Below are 26,753 nucleotides of genomic sequence, written 5' to 3'. Positions count from 1 at the left end.
TTTTAGGACTGACCCACTTGAACTCGTTTGTCTTGAGCAACATCGGGTCATCGCTCACGAAATAGTCGTCGAACGATGTTTTCATGACGATGCGCTTTGTACCCACGAACGAGAAAGCGATAAGCAGGGCAAACAGCCCCATTACCAACAGTCGGTGGCGTAATATCCACACCGCCAACTGCCTGAATTTTCTGTTGATGTTTTCGATTTTCATTGCTATTTATTTTTCATTATTGTTTTCCTGTTGCAGTTTTACCATCCGTGCAAATTCTCCACCTTTAGCCATGAGGTCTTCGGGCGTGCCCTGCTCGATAACCGTTCCGCCACCGAGCACCACGATGTGGTTGGCATTGCGGACGGTGCGCATGCGGTGAGCGATAATGATGACGGTCTTACCCTGCACCAGTTCGGAGATGCCCGCCTGAATCTTTGTCTCGTTCTCGGCATCAAGGCTGGCGGTGGCTTCGTCCAAGAGAATGACGGGAGCGTCTTTCAGAAGCGCACGGGCAATGGAGATACGCTGTCGCTCGCCACCTGAAAGGGTTTCGCCGTTCTCGCCGATAACGGTGTCGTATCCCTGCGGCATACGGCTGATGAAGTCGTCGCACTGTGCCAGTTGTGCCACACGCCGCACTTCCTCGTCGGTGGCATCACGCTTACCGATGCGAATATTGTCGGAAACGGAAGCATTGAAAAGCAACACGTCCTGAAACACCACGGCATAGTTGCGAAGCAGCGTCTCGGGGTCGATGTGAGCGATGTCGTTTCCGCCTAATAGAATCTTTCCACCGTCAATGTCCCAGAAGCGTGCGGCAAGTTTGGCAGTAGTGCTCTTTCCTCCTCCCGACGGACCGACAAGTGCCGTTACTTCTCCCTGCTTTGCTGTAAAGGAAACATTGTGCAATACTTGCTTTTCGGTTTCGTAGGCAAAGCTCACGTTGCGGAACTCGATGTCGTAATTATCCATTTTTACCTCCTTGCTTCCCTCCTGCTCCGGCATCGCCTCCATTTCCTTCATGCGATTGATGCGCACATCGAGGAAAGCAAGGATGGCGAGGTTGTTGCACACGTCCTGAATAGGATTATAGACCATTGCCGAAACAAGGAGAAATGCCAGATAAATAAAGATTGACACCTCGCCTCTTTGCAACAACCATGCGCCAGTGATAATGACAGTAGGCATACCCAATTTTAATATCATAGCAGAAAGATTAACAAAAACACCTGCTACAAGTTCATGGTTGACCAATTCTTTTTCATAATCTTTCAACCTCTTATCAAAACTTTGGTTATAAGCCTTTTCTCCGCAATACGATTTGATTTCCTGTACACATTCCAATCCTTCCTGTACTTGCTCGGTAACCCCACGTTTCACATGATATAGGTGTACAAATGCTTTGTCCAGCAGATGTCTTGCCAAGAGCAAAGTTGCCAGAGCCATCGGCACCACCCAAAAGAGGGCGACAGCCAGTCGCCAGTCGTAGAAGAACAGGCTTACGGCTATGATGAACATGCTCAGCACCGATGCGAACAATTGGGGTACTGCATGAGAAAATATTTGCTCCAATGAGGTGCAGTCTTCCATAATGGTAGAAGTCAGGTCGGAAAGGTTACGCTCGCCGAAGAATGCTAACGGCAGACGGCGCAGTTTCTCTGCCAAACTGATGCGGCGTTGCGCACTCTCGTTATAGATGGTGGTATAGGTGCTGTCATACTGCCACCGGGCGATGAAGAACATCATGCCCATCAACACCACTGCCAACAATATATAAAACCACAATGTGTGTTGGTCGGTGCCAACTTCCAAGTATTCCATGAGGAAGAGGAAGAGGTAAGTGGGTGGCAACATCAGCGCAAGGTTGAGTAGCGTTGAGAAGACGATACCTCTGCGCAAGTCCTTTGCCCCTTTGTCCGAAAGGGTGAAACGGTTTTGAAAATATCTAATCATCTTGGTGTCTCCTTTGATTGGTTATAGTTTCCATGCCACTGCTTTCTGATATTCGTTCCACATCGTGTGATAGCGTCCCTGCAGGGTCATCAGTTCCTCGTGCGTTCCTTGTTCGGCTATCTGCCCATTGTCCACCACCACGATGCTGTCGGCATTCTGCACGGTGGTCAGTCGGTGAGCTATCATGAGGACGGTCTTGCTGTGAGTGAGGTGTGCCAGAGCCTTTCGGATAAGATGCTCGTTCTCAGGGTCGGCAAAGGCGGTAGCCTCATCAAGCACCACGATGGGTGCATCTTTCAGAATGGCACGCGCAAGGACGATGCGTTGCTGTTCACCACCGGAGAGGTAAGTGCCCTCCGCTCCAATGACCGTATCCAAACCTTGGGGCAGTCGGTCGATGATTTCACGGCTTTGCGAGAGGTCTATCGCCCGGTCTATCTGTTCTGCCGTTGCTTCGGGATTACCATAGCGTAGGTTCTCCAAGAGCGAGGTCTTGAACAGGCGGGTATTTTGGAATACAAACGACACGCTGCGCATCAGTTGCGACTTATCCATCTGCCGGACATCCACTCCGCCGATGCTCACACTTCCCTCACACACATCCCAAAAGCGGGGAATGAGCCGTGCTATGGTTGTCTTTCCGCTGCCCGAAGACCCAACGAGTGCCACCGTCTGCCCCTCGGGAATGGTGAGGCTGAGGTGGCTGACGGCATCCTTTTCCGCGCCGTCGTATCTGAACGAGACTTCCTCAAAACAAATGTCGCAGGCTTGTGGCATCCGGGGCGTGCCGCTCTCGGGCAGCGGAGCAGTATCGGTGAGTTTCTCCAATCTGTCCACCGCCTCATTGGCAAGGAATAGATTCTGACTGAGATACATCATCTTCATCACATTGGTTGCGATGACCGGTGTGATGACGATAAAGAGAATGAGGTCGGCCACGATGATCGCCACGCTTCCCCCATGCCCAATCAGGATGATACCTACCGGTACGAGGACGAAGGCAAAGGCGTTGATGGCAACGGTATAGGCCGACATAGGCGACCGCCACATCAGCGTGTACTGGATGACAAGGTCGCGATAGCGGATGATGCTGTCGTGGAACCGCTTGAACGAGAAGACCGTCTGCTGGAAAACCTTTACTACCGGAATGCCACGGACATACTCCACCGCCTCGCCGCTCATCTTCTCCTGTGCATCGAGATACATCCGCTGGAAATCGTTGTTCTTGGGATTCATCATATAGCCCATGATGCCGAAGGCACAGATGATTGGCAGCATGGCTGCCAAGCCCAATTGCCAATCGACCGTCAGCAGTAGCACCATGACGCCAACGGGGGCAACGATGCTCCCCGCCACATCGGGCAGGATGTGCGCCACGAAGGTGTGGGTCTGCGCTGAGTCCTCGTCAATGATTTTGCGCATACGTCCCGTGTTCTGCGTGTCGAAGAATCCAAGTGGCACGCGCATGAGTCGCTGCATTGCCTTGCGACGCATGTTGGTTTCGATGCGGAACGCAGCAAGATGCGAGAACATGAGTGCAGCAAAGTAGAGCAGCACGTTTGCCACCGACACGATGAAGGCGGCAAGGGCATAGTCCCATACGGGTGCATCGGCGAGACTGCCCTCCGCGGTGAGCAGCGTGCGCACCACAAGCCACAAAAGAACGAACGGGACGAGCGAGAGCAGTCCGTTGACTGCCGACAGCCCGACGGAGCAGGGCAGCAACCACTTGCGCCCTCCCATGTAAGCTCCTAATCGTTTGAGTGTTTTGAACATATCATGATTGTTTTTTTGAATGTTATCCTATGGTTTCATCAGCTCTTTCCAACCTGCCGTTCCAAAGGTGATGTACTGCATGAGTGCTTGTTTGACTTCCTCCTCACTATATTCCTCGTGTTCCACCAATTCGCAGAAGAGAGTCGTCCAAGCCGAACTGGTGAGATGAATCAGAAATGGAGAGATGTTGGTGTTGATGTGTGGGTATCGTTCTTTCATCAGTCGGAGGTATTCCATGCCGACCTTCATTTGGTGATCAATGATTTTGTTTTTATACCCCTCCAACGAAGTTCCCTCGGCATTGAACAGCAACAGGCGCAGTTCGGGGCGGAACTGCTTGACAAGAGTGAGCATCGCCATGATGTGATTGATTTGCTGTTGCCGCAAATCGAACACGTCGAGCGAGAGAAATTCCTCATCATTATGCGAGAGGATATAGCGGTCAAGCGCGGTCAGCAATGGTTGCAATACCGCACAAAACAGTGTATCCTTACTGTCAAAATAATGATACAGGTTTCCCACAGTCACGCCAGCCTTACGCGCCACGTTTCTAATGCACGTACGCTGCACACCATTTTTGATAAACTCTCTATGGGCAACTTGCAATATGCGTTGCTTTATGTCTGTCTTCAATGTCTGCATAGTCAAATTTTAAGGAAAGGGAATATAATTCATTCATATCGCATGGGTAATCGGTGAGAATACGGTATCTTCAGAACTCCAGTTCCAGACCGATCATCACTTCCTCCGGAGCAAAGTGGATCCCAAAGCCGTCATTGCCGATTTCCCGCTCCTCACCTGTGAAATAGTTTTTCCGATAGCCCGCAAACCCCATGCGCATACAGAGGCACAGTCCTTTTGTCAGGTCCACGCATGCGCCCGGACGCAGTCCTATCTCGAAGCCGTGGTGCTTATCTGTTTTGTTCGGATCGGTTGGAGAGATGTAGTTGTAGCCGATGCCACCGTCTAAGTAGAGGTTGAACGGGCCTTTGTGAAGATAATAGTAGCGCGCGAAAGGCGAAATTTTAAGGGTGTGTGTCTTTTCGCGCTCATTATCGCCACGCTCGGAGTTGAAGGCATAACCCAACATGATGCCCGCGGCCCACGTTTCATTGAAGTGCCAGCCTATCTCGGGGCAGAACTGCAAAGTGGTGGCTTTGGTTTTCGTGTTGTTCCAATAAGTAACGGCACCGCCTATGAACAATCCCTCTTCATGATCGTCTTCTTGAAAAGCCGAAGTGTGTTGCTCTTGCGTCCGGCCGATGAGTGGAACGAGTGATAGGATAAATATAAATAGCTGTTTTTTCATTATCAAAAAGTTTATTGATAGCTATAAGAAAAGTGAACGCCGTTCAATCTGACAGGTTAAAAAACGCACTTATCATTTTGATATAATGCGTTTTTTATTTGTAGAATGAACGTTCGGAATGATTTATTCTTTATTATTCCATTTCCACGCTTCATAAGCGAGCGCAATGCTCACTATGACCAGCATAGGATGGATAAAGAGCTGCGGAAGCTCAAAGCTGAATATCAGTTCCGTGCTATGTACCGTACAGAACAGGGCTGTGAAGGCGGCGAGACAGAGATGTACCGTCTTATGCCAGCGCTTGCGGGCATAGAGCGAAAGGAGCAATCCTGTCATTGGTATCGTGAGTGAAACAACGGCCATCAATACGAGCATTGACATCGGTGCTACACCATCGTTATAAACGGCAATGTTGGCATTCCAGAAAAGAGGTATCATGTCAGTCAGAGAATGCGCGGACATGCCTGCGACTATGGCAACCCATAGAATTGAAATTTTAAGATTCTTTTTCATCCTTATATGTTTTTAATTTTGAATGTTTAATTACCGGACGAATCCGGCAGGTTTCCTAATGAAGTGCTGTTCAAAGCGGGACAGCGCTTTTTCTTTTCGAGAAGCATTGTCCCGGTGTGGGACAGCGCTTATTCTTTCATTTAAGAGAATGTGCCAACTTTTTTGATACACCCTCAACTCGTTTAGTCGAGTGAAATCACTTTATAGGCACCACTTGGCGTCTTCACGCTTGGTTGCGTGGAACCCTTCCCTGTTGCCATATCGTAACGATAGAATCCTATGCCGTTGTCGGTATGTTCACCGAAATAAATGGAGCTTTCCACCTTGATGATGGCATTGGCAGCCCAGCCGCATGACGCTGGAAGAGGAAGTATACGACCTGTTTTCTTGTTTACGTCAATCTCGTAAGGGACATAACATTTGTTGACGATATAAGTCTGATCGTTGGGATCCTTTACGAGTGAAGGTTTATAGAGGAACGTGTAGATTTTTCCATTGCCGCCATAGGTCATGTACATACCGTAGGAGCCAACTTCCGCGCCTTCGGTTGTTTGCAGGCTCATATAGAAGTCCTTGTCAAAATCCGTTTCTCCCTTCTTGATGCGCAGCAGTCCGTCTTTGTACCCCTTGCCGGGCATAAACTGACACATCATTGCCGCACGAGGTCCCGTGTTGAAATAGATGTTACCGGCTTCATCCATAACAGGCGATGTATGTCCGACCATACCGAGGCTCGTTGCACGGTCATCCTTTATAACCTTTTCTACCTTATCGGTAGCTACGTCAATGACAGCTACTTGAGCAGGCGTCGCAAGAATTTCCTTCATAGACTTTGCTTGGTTGAGAGGGAGGAACAGCTTGCCGTCACGCACAATGCCATTGCCTCCGTCCGGATCTTTATCACCCTCTGCATAGGGAGACAGGTCTATTTCCTTCGTTACGCTCATTGTGCTCGGATTGAACACGATAAGTTGTCCGCGGCTTGCACATGTGACTGCATAAGCTTTGGTATCATTCGCAAATATGATTTCAACCACATTGGGTGAACCCGGGAAGGAAAGTGAACCCACAGGATGAGAAGACAGTTGTCCATTTGCGTTTACTTCGTATTTGTGGAGAGTTTGCTCGCCACCATAACCATACATCGAGCCGGATTGAAGATAAACATACTTTCCAAGTTTCTCCATGAAGAGGTGTCCTGTGGGAAGCGTTATGGCCTTGTCGTAAGACACGGACGTACCCTCGTTGAAATTCTCGAAGCTGGTGATGAAGAAGCTGTTGTCTGATTGTGCAGACATTAGGAAATGATGCTTCTTTTCAGACTGTGGATGGTCGTCATTGTTTTCTGAACAAGATGACACTGTTGTTGCAAACAGCAGGGTAAGACAAGGCAGTACCCAAAAGATTTTTTTTGCTTTCATGCTTTTTACTTATGTTTATATTTAGTTAATAATATATTTTATCTTCAAGTGAAATGTGCGCCTTTCCATCGGATAGCGAAATTCTGCCCAGTTTTCACGGTTGAGTAGGTTCCGTATCTCAAAGCTAAGCTGGCAATGTTTGTTGAAAGAATGGTGAACGGCAACGTCCCAACTGTATCTTGCCGGTATAAGCATTGTATTGTTATTGCTTGCTTCCCAGTTGTAGCTGAATTCTTTGGTAAATCCGAACGTAGAGGAAAAGGCTGAAGAAGAAGTCTTGCCCAGCAAACCATCTTTGTGCAGGCGTAATCCGACGTTGCCAAACAGATAAGGCATATTGGGGATTCGGTAGCGGTAGTGAAAATTTTCTCCGCCGCCTACGGCATCCTTTCTCATGTCGCGGGCATCTTGCCATGTGATATTTCCCTGTATGTCCAGCCAGCGGTTCAGCTTGCTGTCGATTTCCATATCCAGCCCCATCACCCGAACCTTGCCGATATTGTCATAAGCCATGTTCATGGAGCTATACATCAGTTTAATCATGTCTTTTGCACTCATGTAGAATGCATTCACCCCGATTCGCACCTGCGGATAAGAGTTGGCATCACTAAGCCATATTGCACCTGCATTGACGTTAAAACTACGCTCCGGACGAAGTTTCTCTGAAGGGAGGAGCAATACTCCGTCACCAAACAGCTCATCGGCTATGGGCATTCTCACGGTTGATTGCACTGAGGCTTTCAGTGTCAGTGCATTATTGGGGAGAAGATGAAATGCCATTGCCTCGCTCCAGCCAATCATTGTGCTGTGGTTGGTCGATGTTTTAAGCTTGTCTTGCAACATGATTGCTTCGGCAAACGGAAGGACTTCCGAGTGGTGACTAAAAAGTTTTACTCCTATTTCGTTGGTAAATTTACCACTGTTTAGATTCAATTTATGAGACAATCCGGATACTATGGCGTGTACCGTACTTGGGTATCCGCTTGTAGGCAGACGCGAGTATTGGTCGGCAAGTTCGTCTTTTGGCATCTTCCGACCATATCGGTAATTGGTGTTCCATGTGATAAGTTGATTGCCACCAATCTTATAAGTCAGGTTGAGTAATTCACGAATGGTAGTATGCCTGTCATGTGAATCGTTTGGAACAGAGCCAATCTCTCCGCGTCCTGAACCGCTTGGGAATCTGTTACCTATGAAATCGTAACAATAATGTGAAGTATCTACTTGATTGACGAGACTAAGACCAACAATGGAATGTAGTTGTGCGGTGAGTTTACCGTTTAAGAAACTTTTCTCAAGACTCAGTGCCGCATTGGCAGAACGTGTCCGCGTAAAGGCATGCTGAATATTATTTTGCACGTTCATCAATCCTCCTTGTATCTCTTTGCGATAGTAGTCGGCACTCAATGTGATGTCAAATCGGTCGAACCATAATTGTTGGCTGCTCACACCCACGTTAAAACCTCCATGCGTGTACGCATCGTGGTCGCGATGGATAATGCGCCCCAATTCAAAAGGAGAAGAAAAACTATAATTGTTTTTAGCATAGTTCATCGTGGCACCGGCGTGGAAAGCCGTTGAGGTCTTGCCAATATATTGCTTCAGTTGCAGACTGCCGATATAGGTATTGTATGATGCTACCTCAAATGCCATTTCCAAATGATTTTTGTTGAAGTCTTTCAGCCGGATGTTCACGGCACCGCCTAATCCGTCACCTCCCAGCCATGCAGGGATGATGCCTTTGTATATCTCCACTTCATCTACCATATCAAGAGGAATGCTGCTGAGTTGAAATTCATCGGAATTTCCCATAGGCATACCATTGACAAAAATACCGACGCGCTTACCGTCCATCCCTTGTACGATAATACGTGAAGCATTGCCCAGTCCGCCTTGTTGAGCTACTTTGATACCTGCGGCATTGTCAAGAATCTCGTTTAATGTCGCAGTCTTGTATTTAAGAGATTGACCATCTATAATGGTAACTGCGGACGGGACTTCACGGTGCTTTTGAGCCTTACTCTTTCCAAACACCAGTACATCAGATAAGATGTTGTTTAATGGCTGTAATTCCACATTACAGCAAATGCTGTCCTTGACATATGATTTTTTATTGAGTATTATGTTACGACTATTATATCCTACATATTGAACAATAATCTTTTTACTGCTTTTTGGAGGAAGTTCCATTCTAAACACGCCTGCATGATTCGAAATTGTTCCGATATTAGTATTTTCTAAAATAATAGAAGCTCCATCTAACGGCAGGTGAGTTTGCTCATCCGTAATTTGCCCATAAACGATTTTTTGAGCTAACATATTCTGCCATGTGAATGAGAAAATTAGCACCAATAGGAAGTTGTGAAAAATATTTTTATTACTCATGATTACTATTAAACTCCATTATTCTTTTGCAAAAAGTACTTGTTCTATTCTTTTTCTCAAAAATGAACAATAGTTAGTTTTGTTCACAAAAAAAAGCGCACCATTCTATGATGAATGATGCGCTTCTATGCTGTTTCAATACAGAAACTCTTTGTATATGATATTTATCCTTTGTCATAAACTTTTTTTAGATGCTGCAAAGTTAGAAATAATGACATTTCTCCACAATACCCAAAAATAGTGATTTCTTATAAAACGCATTATTCAATAATGGGAGATTTCCTTGCTTTTCTCACGAGTTCCCGCCTTTTCTTTAATTCAAAATCTATAATATTATTGCTTTAATTTTGCTATTCGACAATGATTTATTCATCTTAAAAACAATGATTTATGGAATCGAACAACAATGACAATTATGTGCTGGTATTGGAAGACCGCACGGAAGTGAAGAACGAGAAAGAAGCAGGAAAACTCTCAGTGGTCTCTGGGATTGACGACAAAGGCAAGCTCCAAACAACGGAAGCCAAAAACGTGCATCAGGCAGCCTTTTTCAAGTTCAATAACAAGGACGGCTTGTTGAAGAACTTCATGACCAATTTCCTCAAACAGTTCAACGAGCCGTCACGCTTTGGACTTTACAAGGTAGTGGCAAACAACGTGGAGCAAGGTGTGGCATCGCTCCACACCATGCTGCAGAACCGTGAGAAGCCGGAGAATAAGCAGCAGTTGGCAGACAGTCAGGTGCGTTTTGATGATTTCCTGCCCAAGCAGAAGAACGCCACCGCCATCGACGAGTCGAAGATTGATTGGAAGCAGCTCGACAACCTCGGACTTACCCGTGAGCGATTGGAGCAGAGCGGAGAGTTAGACAAGATGCTGAACTGGCAGAAGAGCGACCTCGTTACCATCGCTATCCCTATGGGCGATACGACCATCTATACCGATGCCCGTTTGGCATTCCGTACCGATGGCGAGGGCAACATCGGCTTGGCAGTTCACCCTCTTCGCAAAGAGCCACAGCTCGACTTCCCCTATATGGGACACAAGTTCTCTCCCGAAGAGAAAGAGCAACTCCTTGCAACGGGCAATCTTGGCAAGACCATCGAAATTACACCCAAGAATGGTGAGCCATTTGCCGCCTACATTTCCATTGACCCGCAGACCAATGAACTCATTGCCTTGCGTGCTGACCGTGTGAACATCCCTAAGGAAATCAAGGGCGTTACACTTTCTGATGCACAGTATAAAGACCTTGTTGAGGGCAAAGCCGTGAAAGTGGAAGGAATGACCGCCAAGAGTGGTAAGTCCTTCAATGCCACTCTGCAAGTCAATGCCGAGAAGAAAGGCATCGAGTTTATCTTCGAGAACAAGCAAGGCTTGAAGGAGCGACAGCAGCACTCTCAGCAACAAGGCGCACCACATAAGCTCTGCGGTTTGGAACTCTCCGACAAGCAGCGTGAGGCATTGGATAGCGGTCGCACGCTTTATCTGAAAAATATGGTGGACAAGGAAGGGCAACCTTTTAATGCCTACGTCAAGATGGACAAGGAACAGAACCGCCCCCGCTTTTACAAGTGGAATCCTGACAAGAAGCAGGAGACCGGCAAGGAAAAGGTGGTAGCCGTAGCCGAAGAACACAAAACACAGATTGCCGTAAACAACCAAGGTAAGACCAACGAAGCCACCAAGAACGTGAACGAGCCGTTAAAGTCCGGGCAGACACAGCCCACTGCTGCCCAAAAGCAGAAGCAGGACGAGAAGAAACAACAGCGCCGTGGACGTAAGATGTAACCCTTAAAATAATACCCGAATATGATTACTTGTATTATTGCCGAGAAGCCCTCGGTCGCCAGAGATATAGCCCGTATTGTAGGAGCAAACAATAGGCAAGACGGATTTTTAGAAGGTAGCGGTTATGTGGTAACATGGGCGATGGGACATCTCATCACCCTTGCCATGCCCGAAGCCTACGGTTTTGCTGCCTATAAAGCCGAAGACCTGCCCATTCGTCCCAATCCTTTCCAGCTTATCGTGCGACAAGTGCGCAAGGATAAGGAGTACACGTCAGACCCCGCAGCACTCAAACAGCTCAAAGCTATTCGAGGTTGTTTCGACAGAGCCGACCGCATCATCGTAGCCACCGATGCAGGGCGAGAAGGTGAACTCATCTTCCGCTATATCTATCACCATTTGAACTGCCATAAGCCTTTTGAAAGACTTTGGATTTCCTCGCTTACAGACAAAGCCATTCGTGAGGGACTTGCCCATCTCAAGGCAGGAGGCGCGTATGACAATCTCTATCACTCCGCCAAGGCAAGAAGCGAAGCCGACTGGCTTGTGGGCATCAATGCCAGCCGTGCCCTGTCCATCGCTCGCAAAGGCGGTTACTCTTTGGGGCGGGTACAGACCCCGACACTCGCTATGGTCTGCCGTCGGTACATAGAGAATCGTGATTTTTCTTCCGTTCCTTATTGGAAACTCTCCATCGCAGCAGAGAAAGAGGGCATATCGCTGAAAGCCGTGAGCAGCAGTGCTTTCGAGAATGAAGCCGATGCACAGTCCGCTCTCGCCATGCTTCGCGAACAGAGCCAGCTTACCGTGACTTCGGTCGCAAGAAAGGTAGGACATACGTCGCCACCCCTCTTGTTCGACCTTACTTCTTTACAAAAGGAAGCCAATAGAAAGTACGGCTTTTCAGCAGACAAGACCCTCTCAATAGCACAAAGCCTCTATGAGAAGAAAATCACGACCTATCCCCGCACCGGTAGCCGATACATTAGCGAAGACGTTTTCGAGGAAGTACCCGTCTTGCTTGGCAAGATAGGACAAGGATTATCTTTCTCACTTAACCGCCACTCTGTGGACAACGACAAGGTAACCGACCACCATGCTATCATCCCTACAGGTGAAACTCCATCGGGACTATCGGCAGATGAAACAACTATCTACCAAATGGTAGTCCATCGTTTCATCGAAACCTTCTCTCCCGACTCAGAGGAAGAGCGGATGCAGGTGGAACTTACGGATGGTACAAACACCTTCATTTGGAAGGCGTGCCGAAATATTTCTTTGGGCTGGAAAGCCGTACAGCATAGTACTGGCACGAACGATGAAAAAGGCAAGGAGGACGAAGAACAGACTTTATCCGTATTGCCCAATCTAATAGAAAACGAGGTGTTACCACTGCTTTCTTCAGAAATTACTGTGCACAAGACCAAGCCCAAACCGCTCTATACAGAAGCGACTTTGCTTTCTGCTATGGAAAACGCAGGGAAAGAGGTATCAGATGCAGAAAGTAAAAGAGCAATGGCAGAGTGCGGCATCGGTACACCAGCCACTCGTGCCAATATCATCGAAACACTCATCTTGCGTGAATATATCCGTAGAGAAAAGAAAGCGATTGTCCCTACTGAAAAAGGCTTGGCAGTCTATGAGATTGTCAAAGACAAACGAATTGCCAATGCGGAGATGACAGGAAGTTGGGAACTGACCCTTGCCGCCATCGAAGCAGGACAGATGCCGCCCGAGAAATTCGCGCAAGGAATCAACTCCTACGTGGAGACTATTTGCGAGGAACTCCTCGCCCTTGCTCCACCGATGCAGAAATCATATCCTACTTACCGCTGCCCCAAATGTGGCAACGAAAGTGTGGGCATCTATGCCAAGATTGCCAAATGCAGGCACGAAGGCTGCGACTTCCACATCTTCCGTGAAATCTGCGGCACGTTCCTTTCCGAAGACAATATCCGTGATTTGATAATCACCGGGCGAACGCCCATTCTCAAAGGATTGACGAGTAAGGCTGGCAAAAAGTTCAACGCACGTCTTGTTCTGGGCGAAGACCACGCCACCGCCTTTGAGTTTGAAGGAAAGAAAGGAAAAGCACGAGGGAGATAGTTATTACAGACTCGGAGCTAAAATAAATTAGTCGGAAGATAGGAAAATTTCTATATGACTGAAATTATCTCCCGACTATTTTTCCGCTCCATAAAAAAGAACAACTATGGCATACAATAAGAAAGCAGTCTTGGAGGGCAACACGGAAGCCATCCGTGTGGTCCTTCGATTAGAAAAAGAACGTCGTGAAGCCACCGATGCCGAAAAAGTCTTGCTTAGAGGTTATCAAGGTTTCGGTGGTCTGAAATGCGTCTTAAACCGTTGTGATAATCCCGATGACCTTCGTTATTGGAGTGCATCGGAGCAAAACCTGTTCAAGCCTACCCAAAGACTCAAACAGATGATTTACCGTGATGCCGTCGATGCCAATACCGCTAAACGCTATTGGGAGAGCATCAAGGCAAGCGTACTGACCTCTTTCTATACCGACACCCGTATCGTCTCCGCCATTGCCGATGCCCTAAGTTCCACCGATGTGCAAGTAAGACGATGCCTGGACCCTTCCGCAGGTATGGGAGCCTTTACCGAAACCTTTGCCAAAAGTGCCGGTATGGTCGATGCTATTGAAAAAGACCTGCTGACGGCACGCATCACACAAGCCCTCCATCCTTATGGTAAGGATAATATCTTTGTTCGGCAAGAACCCTTTGAAGCTATCGGTGAATTGGAAGACAAGGACAAGTACGACCTTATCACCAGCAACATCCCATTTGGCGACTTTATGGTTTATGACCGTGATTATAGCAAGGGAGAGAATATCCTTAAACGGGAATCCACCAGAACCATTCACAATTATTTCTTTGTGAAAGGGCTGGACACTATCAAAGAGGGCGGACTTCTTGCATTTATTACCTCGCAGGGCGTATTGGACAGCCCCAAGAATGAAGCCATCCGCCGTTACCTCATGCAGAACAGCCGACTTATCTCCGCTATCCGTTTGCCTTCGGGTATGTTCTCCGAGAATGCGGGTACGGATGTGGGCAGCGACCTCATTGTCCTGCAAAAGCAGTCGGGCAAAGAAATTGGTGAGGGCATTGAGCAGCAGTTTGTACAAACTGCCTCTGTTCCCAAAGGCGATGGCTTTTCTATTGCGTTCAACCATAACTCCCTCTTCGAGGGCGAATGGAAGGATATTTCCCACCGCACGATTGCCACAGAGCGCACGATGGGTACAGACCCTTACGGCAAGCCCGCTTGGGAATATACGTTTGACGGCAGTATCGAGGATATGACTGACAGCCTGCGTACACAACTCTCTTTGGAAGTGGAGCAGCGTTTCGATCGTAAACTCTATGAAACTGGCATACCCATGAACGGGGAGGAATGGCAGGTACACGTGGACAAAATGGTGCAGAAAGTGCAAGAAAACATAAAAACGGAAGGAATACCTCAAGAACAGGAAATCAAGGATAAGGAGGAAAAGAAAGAGGACAAGGAAGATGAAAAAGAAGAAGAAAATGCCTACAATTTGATGCCCGACAGCACCAAGAAGCAACTTCCCAAGCTCTATGCAACGGAAAAACGGCTCATTGGCGACCGCACGGCATACGCTCGCTATTTCTTTCCTATGGGAGCCTATACCGCATATATGTTGGAATACGACCCCAAAGAACGCATCGGTTTTGGTGCCGTAACGATGGGCTATGGCTGGGAACTTGGGTATATGTCCCTTAAAGAAATGGAGGAAGTAAAGGTCAAAGGCTTGGGTATTGAGCGGGACTTATACTTCAAACCCACAAAATTGCACGAGATTGCGGAGCTGGAAGAGATTGTCAGAGGACAATACACCAAAGAACCCATCATTGAGGAAGTCAAGGATGAAAGCCGTCAGGAAGTTCTGAGACCCGTGCAGGAAGACACTCAACCCCAAGAGAATATCGAAGAAGGTAATAAGATAGTGGGAGATGAAGCAAAAGACGAAGCAGAGACAAAAAAAGAAGCACAAGCTGCACAGGTACTTCCAACAATAGAGCCTGAAAATGAACCTGCTCCCGAAGGTGTCCCCGTAATCACCCTTCAAAGACAATATGAGCAGGCAAGTCATGAAATTCGCACGGACGTGGAAGCCCCACGTGAAATGAACGGACAGACGGTATTCTTTGATGAAGACCATCATCCGATTATGGATAGCACCATAGAGACCGAAGCAACGGAGCAGCTCTTGTTTGCCCCGGAAGAGTATAGTCTTTGGACACAAGATGTAACCCGTGTAAATAATGAAATCAAAGAGGCTGCTCAACAAAAGAAGGTCAGCGATAACCAACCGCTTTCTGCGAGCAGGCAACCTAAACCGACAAGAAGTACACCCACCAGTCCCCGCAGAAACAAGAAAACTGCATCGACTCCCGTCAGAGAGCCCTCGCTCTTTGACTTTATGGAGGAAGCCGAGCCTCGTAAGCCACAGCCCATAGCAGAAGTCAAGAAAGAGTTTGACGCTTCACCGCGTCCCTTTCTCTCATCGCCCGACTCTCATCTGAGGGACGGCTCTATTGTCGTGCAGAAAGGACAGGTCGGTTTTCTCTCTGACTTGAAACGGCATCCTACCTTCAATCCGATGGACCTGCCCTTTGCCCAGCTCTCACGGCTGAAAGCATACATTGAGATTAGAGAAAGTTATCACCGACTCTATGATTATGAGGCGAACAACCAAGCGGAGGACAAGGAAGAGCGTGAGAAACTCAACCGGCTTTATGACGGCTATGTAGGTCGTTGGGGGTACTTTAACCAGAAGGGAAACACCGATATCATCAAGATGGATGCCACCGGAGTGGAAATGCTGTTTTTGGAACGCTCCGAGAACGGCAAATACATCAAGGCGGACATCTTCGACCATCCGACGGCTTTCTCCACCTCCGAGCTTTCCATTGCCGCAGACCCGATGGAGGCATTGGGCGCATCACTCAACAAGTACGGTACGGTGGAACTTGATTATATGAGCTCCCTGCTTCCCGATATGGAAGAGAGTGATATGCTTTCCGCCTTGGAAGGACGCATCTTCTTTAATCCCGAAGAGGACGGCTATGAGGTAGCCGACAAGTTCATTTCAGGCAATGTGATTGAAAAGGCGGAGCGTATCGAGTCGTGGCTCTTGGAGCATCCAGAGCATGAGGAAGCGAAACAGAGTCTGACTGCCCTGCGTGCCGCCACGCCAACGCCCATTCCCTTTGCTGATTTGGACTTCAATCTCGGTGAACGCTGGATACCTGCTAAAGTCTATGGTAGGTTTGCCTCGGAGTTTTTCGGGACGGATATTAGCGTATCCTACCATTCCAACATGGACGAGTACAGCATTGTCTGCGACCGAAAGAATGCCAATATCTGGCACAAGTATGCCGTACAGGGGGAGTTCCGCCGTTATGATGGCATCAATCTCCTCAAGCACGCCCTGCACAATACCATTCCCGACATCAACAAGAGTAAGGAAGTGACGGACAAGGTTACGGGAGAGAGGAAGACCATTAAAGTAAGGGACGGACATGCCATCCAGATGGCGAATGCCAAGATTGAGGAAATCAGACAGGGCTTTGTAGATTGGCTCGGACGTACGCCCGACACGTTCAAGGAGCAGTTATCCGACCGTTACAACCGCCTTTTCAATTGCTTTGTGCGACCAAACTTTGACGGCACGCATCAGACTTTTCCCGACCTTGACTTGAAACGGTTGGGCATAACCGACCTATATAAAAGCCAGAAGAATGCCGTATGGATGCTCAAGACCAACGGCGGTGGTATCTGCGACCACGAGGTGGGAGCGGGCAAGACGCTTATCATGTGTACGGCAGCATACGAGATGAAACGCTTGGGATTGGCGAACAAGCCGATGATTATCGGACTGAAGGCGAATGTTTTCGACATTGCAGACACCTTCCGCAAGGCTTACCCCAATGCCAAGGTTCTCTATCCGGGCAAGAACGATTTTAACAAGCAGAACCGCCAGCGTATATTCAACGACATCAAGAACAACGATTGGGATTGTATTATCTTAACGCATGAGCAGTTCGGTATGATACCCCAAGCCTTAGAAATACAAGAGGCTATCTTACAAAAGGAGAAAGACTCTGTAGAAGAAAACCTTGAAGTATTGCGCCAACAAGGAGCAGACATTTCCCGTGCCATGCTCAAAGGATTGGAGAAACGCAAGCAGACCTTGGAGGCGAAGTTACAGGGTATTCAAGACAGCATAGCCGAGCGCAAGGACGATGCTGTGGACTTTAAGATGATGGGCATTGACCATCTCTTTGTAGATGAGAGCCATCAATTCAAGAACTTGATGTTCAACACCCGCCACGATAGAGTGTCGGGATTGGGCAATCCTGACGGCTCACAGCGTGCGCTCAATATGCTCTTTGCCATTCGCACTATACAGGAGCGGTCGGGCAAGGATCTGGGGGCAACCTTCCTTTCGGGAACGACCATCAGCAACTCACTGACAGAATTGTACCTTCTGTTTAAGTACCTGCGCCCACAGGCATTGGAAAGGCAGGGTATCAACAGCTTTGACGCGTGGGCGGCGGTCTTTGCCAAGAAATCAACCGACTATGAGTTTTCCATCACGAATGAGATTATTCAGAAGGAACGCTTCAGAACATTCATCAAAGTGCCGGAAGTTGCCTCGTTCTATGCGGAGATTTGCGACTTCCGTACAGCAAAGGACATCGGTATCGACCGCCCTGAGAAGAACGAGATACTGCATAACATACCGCCAACTCCCGAACAGGAGGAGTTTATTGGAAAACTGATGGAGTTTGCCAAAACTGGCAATGCCACCCTTTTAGGGCGTGCGCCATTAACCGAAAAGGAGGAAAAGGCAAAGATGCTGATTGCAACTGATTACGCCCGCAAGATGAGCCTTGATTTACGCATGATTGATGAAAATGCGTACTCAGATCATATTGACAACAAGGCAAGTCATTGTGCGAAACTCTTGAATGACTATTATCAGAAGTACGATGCACAGAAAGGAACGCAGTTTGTTTTCTCTGATTTGGGGACTTACAAGCCTGGTGGAGACTTCAACATCTATTCGGAAATCAAAAGAAAGTTGGTGGAAGACTACCATATCCCAGCATACGAGATACGCTTCATTCAGGAATGCAAGAATGAGAAGGCAAAGAAAGCAATGGTGGATGCCATGAATCGGGGCGACATCCGTATTATCTTCGGTTCTACTTCTATGCTTGGAACGGGTGTCAACGCCCAGCAGCGTGCGGTGGCGGTGCATCAACTTGACACGCCCTGGCGACCATCAGATTTGGAGCAGCGCAATGGTCGGGCAATCCGTAAAGGCAATATGGTTGCCAAAGAATTTGCGGACAATAAGGTCGATGTGATTATCTATGCCGTGGAGCGGTCGTTGGACAGTTATAAGTTCAACCTACTACATAACAAGCAATTGTTTATCAATCAGCTGAAGACCAATACGCTCGGTAGTCGTACCATTGATGAAGGCTCAATGGACGAGGATAGCGGTATGAACTTTTCAGAGTATGTTGCCGTGCTATCCGGTAATACAGACTTGTTAGAGAAAGCCAAACTCGACAAGAAGATTGCCACGCTGGAATCCGAGCGTAAGAACTTTCTCCGTGAGCGTGATGCCGCAACAGGAAAGTTGGCGGAGATTGACAGCTCCGTGTCTTTCCATTCGGACAAGATTAAGGAAGCCAAGGCGGACTTGGCATGCTTTGAGAAGCGTGTGGAGCGTGATAAGGACGGCAATCCAATCAATAAACTCACCATCAAAGGCGTGGAGGACAGTACGGACCTCAAAGTCATTGCTGCACGCCTGCAGGAGATTAACGACAAGGCACGCACCAAAGGCGAGTACAACAAAATCGGAGAGATTTATGGCTTTTTCATCATGGTGAAGACAGAGAGTACCTCAAAAGATCTGTTTGACTGCTCCGTGAATCGTTTCTTTGTCAAGGGGCAGGAGAGTATCTATTATACCTATAATAATGGTAAGTTGGCTACGGATCCGAAACTTGCGTGTGAGAACTTCTTGGGTGCGCTGGGGCGAATCCCCAAGGTGATAGAATCGCATGAAAAGGAGAAAGAGAAGGTTGCTGCCAATAAGGAAATCTACACTGCTATTGCTAATGGGACGTGGAAGAAAGAGGACGAACTTCGCTCGCTCAAAGGGCAGTCGGCAGAGCTGGACAGAAAAATCACTTTGACGATTACTGCGGACAAAGAAGGAGATGAAGAACTCTCCCCAAAATCAGACTTGCAAAATCCTCCTGATACAGTTTCAGAACACAGTGCAAAAGAGACAATAGTACGTCATAAAGTAAGATTTTGAATCTAAAAGAATAAATTTGCAACAAAATTATCGAATCTCATTCAGCAAATTCAGAAATAATATGTAACTTTGCAGAACATACCGAGGGCTTGTATGGATTTGACGGCAAGATGAGATGGTATGTAAGCATGCGGAGGCTCGACGGCTACCTCCTAAATCTGAGTGGTCAAAAAATTAATTGGCGAAAACAATTACGCTCTCGCTGCCTAATCGAAGCATAGTAGATTACTGGCTTTATTGCGTCACCAGGTGATGCGACGAGACACTGCTCCAAGGATGTTGTTCCGAATCTAAGGGTCAAGCGGTGCAGGTAAATCGGAAATAGTTTGTGTATGCCTCGATGCATAGATGAAATTTAGAGGATAAGGTGTTGGTTGGTGGTTCAGGTCTTGCCAACACTCGAAAACAGAAGGCTGAAATAAGCATGTAGAAAGCATATGGTTTCCTTGTGCGGACCGGAGTTCGACTCTCCGCAAGTCCACTAAAAGAGAGGACTATTAATTGTTTTTAAGCAGCTGATAGTCTTCTTTCTTATTATGCTCTATTCAGAGATCCATAAGATTTTGAAGTTTTAATACACCGAAAAGGGACTGTATCGACAAAGTACACAGCCCCATTTCCCCTTTTTAGAGTGCTAATAAAGCGACAAAAGTCCTTATCGGCACTATTTACGTTGCAAAGGTAGTGTTTATATTCGGATTATACCTACATCATTTTTTCAAAAAAAGTTTTGAGTTTATCAATTCCTTCTTGAAACTTCTTTTGATTTTGCTTTTTTAGTTTCTCGATATTGAGCAGTTTCCACTGTACGGATGGGTATTTGCTCAAATCACCAGCACAACATAGTTCCCATTGCGGGGAGCCTTCTTCAAAAGAAATGATGAAGTCTTTGTCCTCATCGGTAAGGCAGGCATTTACCTTTCTGATAATGTCGTTACGCGAGGACTCATAATCCTTGTAAGTGAAAGGAATATCGGTCATTCCTTTGAACTGATGTTCAAGAGCCTCCTCCTGATTAATGTCATTAGGACAAAGTGATTCTATGATGGGTTTGTCGCTTCCCAGTAAGCACAGAAACAAACCGTCTTTTACTTCATCCAATGTTTCGTCTTTCATGTACTTGCAATCAAACAAATCACGTGGGTGTTGGCGACTGAGAGCAGCCGCTATCTTACCTCCATATAGTTGTGGATAAGGTACGATGCGTGCCTTACAGTTAGCTTGAAACTCATCTTTCGCCTTTGGGCAGAGGTTCATTACTTCCGCTTCTCCAAGTATGCCACGTTTGGTGCCATTCACTTCGATTTTCACCGTAGTGCCATTGTATGTGCATTGCAGTTTCCATACATCAGTTTTATGTACCACATGTATTCCCGGTACGGCTCGTTCGATGCTCGTTTTCAAGTCTTGAAGATTCAGATTGATATGTTCCAAGCTCGTTGAACGTGCCTCCAAGGGAATATAGGTAAGATCTATATCCACAGAATACCGTGGCATGTTCTGATGAAACAAGTTGATAGCCGTACCACCATGTACGGCAAAATCTTTGATTCTATAAACCAAGGGCATGATGCGTACCAATAGTGCCACTTGACTTTTATACTGATGATTATTCATAGTCGTTCAATTCTTTGGGGATTGTCATTTTATACTTACTGAGATATACCCCCGACTTTACCAACTGCAATTTTGTAGTTCCCAAATCTATCCTAGATAAGTCTAATTCTTCAAACCAATAATGGTTTGCTTTTTCTGCCATATATAAGAATAGGCGCTTCATCTTATAGTTCTTGGTTGTTTCCAATAACGATTGGACAACCTCTGAACGCAATGTTGTTAGCTGTTCCATTATATAGTACAAGTCCATGTAGTTGTATTGCCGCGGCGATAGTAACAAGCATTCCATAAAAGCCTGTTCTGGAGTAGACGCGAGTAAATTCCAATCTAAATAAGACAAAGTCGTTATTTGTGCTTGCATAAATGCGTCTGTTTTGAAAAAATGAAAATCACGGTCGAATACGTTAAGCTTCATCCATTGAGGCATTCTCTCATTGGTAGCAGTTATCACTAGCAATGGCTTACCCATTGGCACATAATGATTGAAGCCCCATAACTCTAATGCAGAATGAGCAGCTATACGGAACTTCTTTCCTAACTGTTCATTAAACGACTGCAATGCACCATAGGCAGATAGGTTATCCCCAGTACGGTACATTACACCTCTACATAGAGGTGTTAACCATCCCGATATGCGGTATCTTTTTAATAGCTGACTGGAATATCCTCGTCCTGTTAGCCATTGAGCAAACAACAATCCGTTTTTTTGTCCTAATTGGAGCATTTGGTTGATTTTGTTACCTGTAGATACACTCATAGTTTACTTGCTTGTATTTATTTCAACCGCAAAGATAAGCAAATCATTTCAAATAATAGCTTATTGGTTGAAAATAATTCCCACAAATAAACTAATAGTTGATTTACTGTCCTAAAATTTAACTATCTTCTTCATATTCATGTCTATTTTAAGATGTGCCATAAGTTAGAATTCGGCAATAAACAAATTGCTTGTTGATCACCAACATTCTCGTTTATGAAGCATATCGTCTATCTCGTCACGAAGAAACAGCAGTCTACCATTCGCTTTGAGATATGGGATCTTTCCTGCCCATACCCAATTGTAAATGGTTTTCTGCTCTACTTTGAGAATCTTCGACACGTCGATTATGTCAAGATACTCTGGTTTAAGAGGCGGATGAATAGTTGTGTCAACAGATTGCTCTTTCATCACAAGCAGTTGGTCGAGTTTGCTCTCGATAGTTCTCAAGCTGTCAAACAATCGCTTGCACCAATCGTTCTCTGTTGTCTGTTCTAAGTATGGCATAGCTCACCCTTTTGATAGTTACCACTTGCGTCCTGCGACAATATACACTGCTCTTTCATATAGGCAATGTACTTCTTTGCCGTTCGGTCTTTGATTTCCATTTCACGCATCAATACGTCACATAGTTCTTGATATGAGAGTCTTAGCTTGGTATGGAAAGCTGATTTTACAACAGCCAAAAGTTCATCCGTCTTACGCTTTTCTTTATCCTCTTTCGACTTCTCTCCACGATAGACGTGCATATCCGCATCTTTGTCCCAGCCGAAAAGCATCATCGGCACATCGAGTGGACTGCCGTCACGCACCTTCAGAGCTTTTACAACCGAATATTCAGGGTTATCGTCTTTCTCTATGGAGAGAATACCTGCCGCCTTGCGCTGTAATTCGGAACCAATATGTCCACGCAACTTAATACCGTTAGGGACAAAATGGAGCACACAGATGATGCAAGTATTATAGATTCCTGCCAAACGATAGAGTTCATCCACAATGGCTATACTCTCCGTTTCGTCATTGGCAGATCGTATCAAGTCTGCAATGCCGTCAATTACCACAAGATGTATTCCTCCGTGCTTATGGTGAAACAAGTCCATACTCTCACGAATAATTTTCAATCTATCTTTACGAGAAAGTGAAGCCAAATAAAGAGAATGGTAGAACTCTGGTACAGACGTGACTCCTGCCCGACGAAGTGTCTTCCCCAAATTCTTATGCAACTGTGCTTCTGATTGCTCTGTATCGTAATGGAGTACAGCTAATCTTTTGGGGTTGGCGGTTACCTCCAATCCCAAAGTTTGTTCTGGTTGTAAGCGTTCTGCACCAAGAGTACCGGCAAGAATGGCAGCAATGTAGTTGCTTTTGCCTGTTCCTTCTCCGCCAGTGATGCAGAACAGATTATCCTGTGTACCGAGGGGTACGCCGTTTACTGCTACCACCGACTTCGAGGCATCGGGAGGATTGTCATAGTCTATTTCACAAGATTGCAATATCATCATCGTCTGTGCATACATTTGGGTAAACATATCAGAAAGCAGTGCCTTTAAACCTTCCGAACCATTGCCTAAGGCAAAGTAATCGGAAATATCCTTTTCTGTTTTTGTGCCTTGTAAGGGCAATGTTAAGTGAAGCACCTTAAACTTGGATAGAGCTTCGACTTGTCGTTTAGTTTCTCTTAGTCCTGTTTCATCCGTATCATACAATATGATTAGATGTCGAAAACGGAGCAATAGTCCCTCAATGATATTCTCTGGTATCTGTGCTGTCTCGCTGTTGAAACAGATGGCATTGAATCCATGAGCCGAGAGTGAAAGCACATCCTTCTCTCCCCCCGTAATGAATATCATATCGCTTTTGCAGGGCAACTGCTCAAAACCAAACACATAGTCATCCACCTCCTTGCCTCCATAGAGGAAGCGCAATTTACTATTGGGACGATAAACTTTCACAAACCTGCCAAGGCAATAAGCAAACATAGGCTCTTCTCGCGTAGAAACAAGTGAGAATGGCTTGCCCTGACTTGAAACGGATTCATAGCGTGCTAATGATTTAACATGGAAGCGTAGCAAAGTCCTGGTATCAATGCCGTATCGTCGCCAATAATTTCGTTCCTCTTCTCCAAAGGGCTGTTCGATATATGTAAACCACTTCTCGCTTGTCATGGAAGTATTAAGGTCGGGTGGAGGTAATATAGGCTGCTTTGAAGGTTTTATTAAGACAGGTCGCTTATTACCGTATTCTTTTCTTTCTTCAAGACGAATATTGAGTTGTAAATCTCTGATGATTGTTTCAAGAACATTCATAAAATCTTTTCTCACGTCCAAACCGAGCATAGTTGCAGCAAACCAGAAACAATCACCTGAGTAGGCGTCATTGCCAAAGTCCTTCATGCGGTAGCAGCCAGACTTATTATCGAGGTAGATATTGCATGATGCACGCCTATCGTCATACAATGGATTACGGAAGTTGCGCTTGGGTACAAAGTTGATGGGCATGTAGAAGCAGAACACCTCCAGTCCTTTGTTCGTCCGGCTTAGTATTTCTTCTTTGATGTTCATAGTTCTTCAAATAAGGTTTGAGAATCCCCCATGTAGCCTTTAAGGACACCATCCTTGTAGGCGTTCAGACGCTGCAAAGCCTCCAAGCGGCGAAAGCCCTTGAATGTAGCCCTACCTGTCTTTACAGAAAGGTAGAGTCCTTTGAATGGATAGACCACATGATTACTTGATACATAGCGGTAAGGAATAGAGTTCGCTTCCCGCCATCTGGCAAGGGATGCCTTAGATATACCAAGCAGATGCAAGACATCTGCCGTACTTAACTCTATTTTCTCTTCTAATACAGAGTAGTCACGCTTTAGCTCTCTGATAAAGCAGGCTATCTGCCTGAACTCTTCGCGAAGAGTTTGAAGCTCATTCATTAGGGAGCGTGTTTCATGGTTTTCCATCATCATTAAGTAAGTTTTGGCAAAGTTCTACAATAGCTGACAGAAAGGGTTTCATCAGGTTCTCCTTGTCGTGTCTTGTTAGATGCCCTTTGAACTCTTCCATGAAGTTCACTATCTTCATTCCATCACTTGGCATAACCTTCATTAAAACCTTGATCAGTTCATCCAGTTCAATTGTTTCATAAAGATTCTTCACATGGGCTTTGGGTTTGGTCATCGACTCTATGGTTCCCAAAGGCAGATGTATGATTAGAACTTCTTTTCCTAAACCTGCTGCACATTTCCGATATGTGCTGATTCTGATGTCCTTTTCCATTTTGCAAGCCTTTAGGAAATTTGAATACTCGATGCTACTTGTATGAGCAGCATCTTTTGCATTGACGCATGAAAGAGCTAAAGTTTCAAGCGTAGGACAACCGATGTACAGGTGTCCCTTTTGTTCTGAGTTGCTGTTTTTGTTTGCCATAATACATTGGACTATAATGATTATGGCTGCAAAGTTCCTAATGAAATGAGCTTCTAACGGAATATCAAAATACCATTGTCTGGTAATATAATACCATTTTATATATTGATTATCAGCAGTATATCACAAGTGGCAAGGCTCTTCAGTGCACGGTGCAAGCCTATATATAGATAGGTCTTGCACCGTGCACTGAAAAATTGTAGCCACAAGCTTTCTAAAACATTTTTAGTCAAATATTTGGAAGATGTATCATCTTTTTGTAACTTTGAACCCGAAAACAAGAAGTCTATGCAACTTCTGTGCGTTCTCTCAAAAATATCTGAAATGGCTACAGATTGGCTACAGTAAAAATTGAGGTTCGGCTAAATTTCTGAATATCAAGGACTGATATAGGTAAGTTCATTTACCACCAGGTCCACCTTAACTTACTCTGAACAAGAGGAAAACAAAATGGTTGAAACCAGACAGTCGCCGTAACTCCAACGAGTTACGGCGACTGTTCGTTTATAGAACCGGGTCTTTCCGCATGGGAGGGAGACTTAGACCAACTCTTTCACATTACTTCAGCTTCTCCGCCAGTACTTCCAGCAGTTTCGCCTCTCTGAGATCCATGGCGACAATCCTACCATCCGGATCCAGGAGAATATTGGAAGGAATGCTGCGGATGCCATAGACAGCCCCTGCAGCCGACTGCCACCCCTTGAGGTCGGACATCTGCGGCCAAGTCATACCCAGTTTCTCCACGGCAGCAGACCACTGCAGCTTGTTGCTGTCGAAGCTGACGCCGATTATCTCCAGCCCTTTGTCCTTGAAACGCTTGTAAGCCTCAACGACGTTCGGCATTTCAGCGCGACAGGGGCCGCACCAGCTTGCCCAGAAGTCTACCAGCACATACTTTCCCTTGCCGACCCACTGGCTCAGCTTCACCTGCTTTCCATTGAGGTCGTCCATGGTGAGGTCTTTGTACATAGATCCCGGCTGACGAAGCTTGTAAGAGTCGAAAAGCTGCTTTACTTTCGTCATCTCAGGTTCATTGTAGTAGCCTGTCTTCGGATCACAAAGTGCCTTCAGCTGATCATATTCCACATCATACATGATGTCTGCCACGTACTTTGCCGGGAACTTTGTCGTCTTGAACTTCTCCACAATCTCCAACACGGTAGCTTTCTGCACTTTGTCAAGAGAGTCAGCCCTCATCATTATCTCATTCAGTCTGGCTTTTTCGGCATCAGTGAACGTCGTGGGATCTTTCTTCCCGAAAGCCCGGTAATCCGCCTCAAGTGTTTTATACTGTGCCTCGATCTGAGACATTTTCTGTTCATAGGGTTTGGTGTCCTGCGCCTTGGCAGCCCATGCGACCGTAGCCAGCATGGTCATCAGAATGATTTTCCTCATGTTATTCCTTAAATTTAGTAC

General features: G+C 46.3%; 17 protein-coding genes, 1 other RNA gene and 1 pseudogene. 4 read left to right on the top strand and 15 right to left on the bottom strand.

Translation table 11 applies throughout. The features are described 5' to 3' along the window. Positions 1-16: 16 nt before the first annotated feature. From DYH27_RS02435 to DYH27_RS02400, 8 genes and pseudogenes are all read right to left on the bottom strand, one after another. A pseudogene (locus DYH27_RS02435) lies at positions 17-214 on the bottom strand (hypothetical protein); the annotation flags it as partial. 6 nt (positions 215-220) lie between these two features. Continuing rightward, entirely contained in the window at positions 221-1,948 is a 1,728-nt protein-coding gene (locus DYH27_RS02430) for an ABC transporter ATP-binding protein (protein ID WP_025068264.1), read from the bottom strand. Positions 1,949-1,969: 21 nt separating this feature from the next. Then, positions 1,970-3,724 carry an ABC transporter ATP-binding protein gene (locus tag DYH27_RS02425; RefSeq protein WP_025065558.1) on the bottom strand — a complete coding sequence of 585 codons (1,755 nt, stop codon included), beginning with the start codon at positions 3,722-3,724 and terminating at the stop codon, positions 1,970-1,972. A 27-nt stretch (positions 3,725-3,751) separates the two neighbouring features. Continuing rightward, positions 3,752-4,366 (bottom strand): TetR/AcrR family transcriptional regulator, encoded by a 615-nt coding sequence (locus tag DYH27_RS02420; protein ID WP_004362761.1) that lies wholly within the window; start codon positions 4,364-4,366, stop codon positions 3,752-3,754. Positions 4,367-4,436: 70 nt separating this feature from the next. Next, positions 4,437-4,928 (bottom strand): outer membrane beta-barrel protein, encoded by a 492-nt coding sequence (locus DYH27_RS02415; protein WP_025068263.1) that lies wholly within the window; start codon positions 4,926-4,928, stop codon positions 4,437-4,439. A gap of 228 nt (positions 4,929-5,156) precedes the next feature. Continuing rightward, positions 5,157-5,471 (bottom strand): hypothetical protein, encoded by a 315-nt coding sequence (locus DYH27_RS02410; protein WP_070668413.1) that lies wholly within the window; start codon positions 5,469-5,471, stop codon positions 5,157-5,159. 257 nt (positions 5,472-5,728) lie between these two features. Beyond that, positions 5,729-6,967, bottom strand: coding sequence for a YncE family protein (locus DYH27_RS02405; protein ID WP_051132058.1), 1,239 nt, complete (start codon positions 6,965-6,967; stop codon positions 5,729-5,731). A gap of 21 nt (positions 6,968-6,988) precedes the next feature. Continuing rightward, positions 6,989-9,352 carry a TonB-dependent receptor gene (locus DYH27_RS02400; protein WP_025065555.1) on the bottom strand — a complete coding sequence of 788 codons (2,364 nt, stop codon included), beginning with the start codon at positions 9,350-9,352 and terminating at the stop codon, positions 6,989-6,991. A 390-nt stretch (positions 9,353-9,742) separates the two neighbouring features. Here DYH27_RS02400 and DYH27_RS02395 point away from each other — a divergent pair, with 390 nt between their 5' ends. The 4 genes from DYH27_RS02395 (at position 9,743) to ssrA (ending at position 20,031) form a co-directional block, all read left to right on the top strand. After that, the gene (locus DYH27_RS02395; protein ID WP_025068262.1) at positions 9,743-11,143 is read left to right on the top strand and encodes a DUF4099 domain-containing protein; all 1,401 of its coding nucleotides are present in this window, start codon (positions 9,743-9,745) and stop codon (positions 11,141-11,143) included. A gap of 21 nt (positions 11,144-11,164) precedes the next feature. Beyond that, entirely contained in the window at positions 11,165-13,249 is a 2,085-nt protein-coding gene (locus tag DYH27_RS02390; protein ID WP_025068261.1) for a type IA DNA topoisomerase, read from the top strand. A 106-nt stretch (positions 13,250-13,355) separates the two neighbouring features. Continuing rightward, entirely contained in the window at positions 13,356-19,547 is a 6,192-nt protein-coding gene (locus tag DYH27_RS02385) for a helicase-related protein (protein WP_025068260.1), read from the top strand. An 85-nt stretch (positions 19,548-19,632) separates the two neighbouring features. Continuing rightward, positions 19,633-20,031: a transfer-messenger RNA gene (ssrA, locus tag DYH27_RS02380) on the top strand. Positions 20,032-20,252: 221 nt separating this feature from the next. Here ssrA and DYH27_RS02375 read toward each other — a convergent pair. The 7 genes from DYH27_RS02375 to DYH27_RS02345 all read right to left on the bottom strand — a co-directional run bounded on the left by DYH27_RS02375 (position 20,253) and on the right by DYH27_RS02345 (position 26,732). Beyond that, a complete protein-coding gene (locus tag DYH27_RS02375) occupies positions 20,253-21,164 on the bottom strand; it encodes a nucleotidyl transferase AbiEii/AbiGii toxin family protein (protein ID WP_004360032.1) in 912 nt (303 codons plus the stop codon). Next, a complete protein-coding gene (locus tag DYH27_RS02370) occupies positions 21,157-21,921 on the bottom strand; it encodes a type IV toxin-antitoxin system AbiEi family antitoxin domain-containing protein (protein WP_004360031.1) in 765 nt (254 codons plus the stop codon). Before DYH27_RS02370 ends, DYH27_RS02375 begins: the two co-directional genes overlap by 8 nt. A 198-nt stretch (positions 21,922-22,119) precedes the next feature. Then, positions 22,120-22,428 (bottom strand): helix-turn-helix domain-containing protein, encoded by a 309-nt coding sequence (locus tag DYH27_RS02365; protein ID WP_004360030.1) that lies wholly within the window; start codon positions 22,426-22,428, stop codon positions 22,120-22,122. Next, positions 22,416-24,482: a bifunctional DNA primase/helicase gene (locus tag DYH27_RS02360; protein WP_029216626.1), complete on the bottom strand. Its 2,067-nt coding sequence runs from the start codon at positions 24,480-24,482 to the stop codon at positions 22,416-22,418. Before DYH27_RS02360 ends, DYH27_RS02365 begins: the two co-directional genes overlap by 13 nt. Further along, positions 24,479-24,871 carry a hypothetical protein gene (locus tag DYH27_RS02355; RefSeq protein WP_018910663.1) on the bottom strand — a complete coding sequence of 131 codons (393 nt, stop codon included), beginning with the start codon at positions 24,869-24,871 and terminating at the stop codon, positions 24,479-24,481. Before DYH27_RS02355 ends, DYH27_RS02360 begins: the two co-directional genes overlap by 4 nt. Next, the gene (locus tag DYH27_RS02350; protein ID WP_018910662.1) at positions 24,858-25,337 is read right to left on the bottom strand and encodes a hypothetical protein; all 480 of its coding nucleotides are present in this window, start codon (positions 25,335-25,337) and stop codon (positions 24,858-24,860) included. Before DYH27_RS02350 ends, DYH27_RS02355 begins: the two co-directional genes overlap by 14 nt. 558 nt (positions 25,338-25,895) lie before the next feature. Then, positions 25,896-26,732 (bottom strand): peroxiredoxin family protein, encoded by an 837-nt coding sequence (locus DYH27_RS02345; protein ID WP_004354194.1) that lies wholly within the window; start codon positions 26,730-26,732, stop codon positions 25,896-25,898. Between the last annotated feature and the right edge of the window lie 21 nt (positions 26,733-26,753).

This window comes from Prevotella denticola (assembly GCF_900454835.1).
Lineage (GTDB): Bacteria > Bacteroidota > Bacteroidia > Bacteroidales > Bacteroidaceae > Prevotella > Prevotella denticola.
The sequence above is the reverse complement of the archived record's forward strand: the minus strand, read 5'-3'. Positions and strand labels throughout refer to the sequence as shown.

What these genes read in the sequence shown, in the direction of transcription:
- DYH27_RS02375 (WP_004360032.1), bottom strand. Translation starts at nt 21,164, where the DNA reads ATGAATAATCATCAGTATAAAAGTCAAGTGGCACTATTGGTACGCATC.
- DYH27_RS02410 (WP_070668413.1), bottom strand. Translation starts at nt 5,471, where the DNA reads ATGATACCTCTTTTCTGGAATGCCAACATTGCCGTTTATAACGATGGT.
- DYH27_RS02355 (WP_018910663.1), bottom strand. Translation starts at nt 24,871, where the DNA reads ATGGAAAACCATGAAACACGCTCCCTAATGAATGAGCTTCAAACTCTT.
- DYH27_RS02430 (WP_025068264.1), bottom strand. Translation starts at nt 1,948, where the DNA reads ATGATTAGATATTTTCAAAACCGTTTCACCCTTTCGGACAAAGGGGCA.
- DYH27_RS02400 (WP_025065555.1), bottom strand. Translation starts at nt 9,352, where the DNA reads ATGAGTAATAAAAATATTTTTCACAACTTCCTATTGGTGCTAATTTTC.
- DYH27_RS02420 (WP_004362761.1), bottom strand. Translation starts at nt 4,366, where the DNA reads ATGCAGACATTGAAGACAGACATAAAGCAACGCATATTGCAAGTTGCC.
- DYH27_RS02425 (WP_025065558.1), bottom strand. Translation starts at nt 3,724, where the DNA reads ATGTTCAAAACACTCAAACGATTAGGAGCTTACATGGGAGGGCGCAAG.
- DYH27_RS02370 (WP_004360031.1), bottom strand. Translation starts at nt 21,921, where the DNA reads ATGAGTGTATCTACAGGTAACAAAATCAACCAAATGCTCCAATTAGGA.
- DYH27_RS02345 (WP_004354194.1), bottom strand. Translation starts at nt 26,732, where the DNA reads ATGAGGAAAATCATTCTGATGACCATGCTGGCTACGGTCGCATGGGCT.
- DYH27_RS02360 (WP_029216626.1), bottom strand. Translation starts at nt 24,482, where the DNA reads ATGAACATCAAAGAAGAAATACTAAGCCGGACGAACAAAGGACTGGAG.
- DYH27_RS02350 (WP_018910662.1), bottom strand. Translation starts at nt 25,337, where the DNA reads ATGGCAAACAAAAACAGCAACTCAGAACAAAAGGGACACCTGTACATC.
- DYH27_RS02365 (WP_004360030.1), bottom strand. Translation starts at nt 22,428, where the DNA reads ATGCCATACTTAGAACAGACAACAGAGAACGATTGGTGCAAGCGATTG.
- DYH27_RS02390 (WP_025068261.1), top strand. Translation starts at nt 11,165, where the DNA reads ATGATTACTTGTATTATTGCCGAGAAGCCCTCGGTCGCCAGAGATATA.
- DYH27_RS02385 (WP_025068260.1), top strand. Translation starts at nt 13,356, where the DNA reads ATGGCATACAATAAGAAAGCAGTCTTGGAGGGCAACACGGAAGCCATC.
- DYH27_RS02395 (WP_025068262.1), top strand. Translation starts at nt 9,743, where the DNA reads ATGGAATCGAACAACAATGACAATTATGTGCTGGTATTGGAAGACCGC.
- DYH27_RS02405 (WP_051132058.1), bottom strand. Translation starts at nt 6,967, where the DNA reads ATGAAAGCAAAAAAAATCTTTTGGGTACTGCCTTGTCTTACCCTGCTG.